This is a genomic window from Streptomyces graminilatus, from assembly GCF_001418565.1.
Classification (GTDB): Bacteria; Actinomycetota; Actinomycetes; order Streptomycetales; family Streptomycetaceae; genus Streptomyces; species Streptomyces graminilatus.
Genome location: NZ_LIQQ01000359.1, coordinates 1 through 2657 on the forward strand (window position 1 = coordinate 1; position 2657 = coordinate 2657).

The window sequence follows — 2657 nt, forward strand, 5'->3', positions numbered from 1 at the left end:
GGTGAGTGGGCAGGGCGTGCGGGGGGTGTTGAGGGGCGCGTGTCTTCTTGTGGGCGACGGGAGTTGAGCACGTTGACTCCCTGACTCCCCACCGGAGGTGGCTGCCCGTGCGCCCCTTGCCTGTACCTGTCCGACTGGCCGCCACGGTTGTGGCCGTCGCCGCCGCAGCCGGCTGCATGAGCGTGGGGGACGGCGCGGCCGGGCAGGTCAAGCCCTCCCACTCGGCCGGTCACAAGGGTGCGAAGACGCCCGACGGGGGGCCGGCGCTGACCGGCGGACTCGGTTCCGGGTGGGCCGGCGGGTCCGTGAACGACGCCAGGTCCGGGCACGGGAAGGGCAAGGGGGGCGCGAAGGGGCCCAGCGGGGCGCCTGTTTCCCCGGGCGCCTCTCCGTCCGCCGGGCACAGTGCGCCCGTGTCGCCGCCCGCCGTGCCGGGCGGCGGGGGCAGTGCCGGGCCGGTCGATCCCGGTGCGCCCACGCCGACGAAGCCGCAGCCCACGCCGACGCAGACCGCCGCGCCGGAGCCCACTCCGCCGCCGGAGTCGCCCACTCCACCGCCGTCCTCGCCGGAGCCGACGGTCGCGGAGCCGTCGTCCTCGGTGCAGCCGCAGCAGGAGCCGCAGATGGTCACCCGGGAGCCGGCGCCCGAGGCAGGGGTGCCCGTCTGACCGGGGATGGGGCGCGGGGGCCTGTTAGGGGTCCGGAAGGGCGTTGACCTGCGGTGACGGTACTCGATTTGCCTAAGGGGGAGGTGGGTGCGTATGGTAGTAGATCGTTTGATCCCATTGCCTGGCGCCTACAAGAGATGCGCCGCGTGTGGCGCGTACTCTCCCTTGCCGTGGCTGACCGCATTGAGGCGGTCGAATTGCGAAATCACGGAGTTGACGGGCGCGTGCCGACGAGACTCCGGAAGGTTTCGCATTCGCATGTCCATTTCCAGTACTGATCACATCGTCGTGCCCGAGAACGAGAACACCGAGGCCGACAACCTCGATCTCGACCTCGACCTCACGCAGACGAGTGCCGACATCGACACCACCGACAGCACTGACGACGACGCCGCTGACGCCGAGTCGGGCGAGCCGCAGATCAGCTTCACCGATCTCGGTCTCCCCGAGGGCGTCGTGCGCAAGCTCACGCAGAACGGTGTGACCAGCCCCTTCCCGATCCAGGCCGCGACCATCCCGGACGCCCTGGCCGGCAAGGACATCCTCGGCCGGGGCCGTACCGGCTCCGGCAAGACCCTCTCCTTCGGTCTCCCGCTGCTGACGAAGCTGTCGGCCGGCCACACCGAGAAGAAGAAGCCCCGCGGCATCATCCTCACGCCGACCCGTGAGCTCGCGATGCAGGTCGCGGACGCCCTCCAGCCGTACGGCGACGTCCTCGGCCTGAAGATGAAGGTCGTCTGCGGCGGTACGTCGATGAGCAACCAGATCTACGCCCTGGAGCGCGGCGTCGACATCCTCGTCGCCACCCCGGGCCGACTGCGCGACATCATCAACCGCGGCGCCTGCTCCCTGGCGAACGTCGAGGTCGCCGTCCTCGACGAGGCCGACCAGATGTCCGACCTGGGCTTCCTGCCCGAGGTCACCGAGCTGCTCGACCAGATCCCGGGCGGCGGCCAGCGCATGCTGTTCTCGGCCACGATGGAGAACGAGATCTCCACGCTGGTCAAGCGCTACCTGACCAACCCGGTCACGCACGAGGTCGACAGCGCCCAGGGCAACGTCACGACGATGTCCCACCACATCCTCATCGTGAAGCCCAAGGACAAGGCGCCGGTCACGGCCGCGATCGCCTCCCGCAAGGGCCGCACGATCATCTTCGTCCGCACCCAGCTCGGCGCCGACCGTATCGCCGAACAGCTCTGCGACTCCGGTGTGAAGGCCGACGCGCTGCACGGCGGTATGACCCAGGGCGCGCGTACCCGTGTGCTCGAGGACTTCAAGAAGGGCTACGTCAACGCCCTCGTCGCCACCGACGTCGCCGCGCGCGGCATCCACGTCGACGGCATCGACCTCGTCCTGAACGTGGACCCGGCCGGCGACCACAAGGACTACCTGCACCGCTCCGGCCGTACGGCCCGCGCGGGCCGCTCCGGCACGGTCGTGTCGCTGTCCCTGCCGCACCAGCGCCGTCAGATCTTCCGCCTGATGGAGGACGCGGGCGTCGACGCCTCGCGCCACATCATCCAGGGCGGCGCGGCCTTCGAGCCGGAGGTCGCCGAGATCACCGGCGCCCGCTCGATGACCGAGGTCCAGGCCGAGTCCGCGGGCAACGCGGCCCAGCAGGCCGAGCGTGAGGTCACGCAGCTCGCCAAGGAACTGGAGCGCGCCACCCGTCGTGCCGCCGAACTCCGTGAGGAGGCCGACCGGCTGACCGCGCGTGCGGCGCGCGAGCGCGGCGAGGACCCGGAGGCCGCCGTGGCCGCCGTGGCCGAGGCCGCTGCCGCCGTCATCGCCGAGGCCGCCGCCGAGGCGGAGGCCGCTGCCGCCGCTGAGGCGCAGATGCAGGCGGCTCGCGAGGAGCGTCCGCGCCGTGACGAGCGGGGCAACTACGAGCGCCGCGACCGCCGTGACGACCGCCCGTCGGGCGGCTTCAACCGCGACAACCGTGACGACCGGGGTGGCCGCTCTTTCGAGCGCCGTGACGAGCGT

At 71.4% G+C, this 2657-nt stretch carries 2 protein-coding genes; both read left to right on the forward strand.

The features are described from left to right. The first annotated feature begins 107 nt into the window (after positions 1–107). A complete protein-coding gene (locus AOK08_RS43740) occupies positions 108–668 on the forward strand; it encodes a hypothetical protein (protein ID WP_055531402.1) in 561 nt (186 codons plus the stop codon). A 258-nt stretch (positions 669–926) separates the two neighbouring features. Beyond that, positions 927–2657 (forward strand): DEAD/DEAH box helicase (locus AOK08_RS28630; RefSeq protein ID WP_241827120.1); only part of this gene is annotated, 1731 nt, incomplete at its 3' end.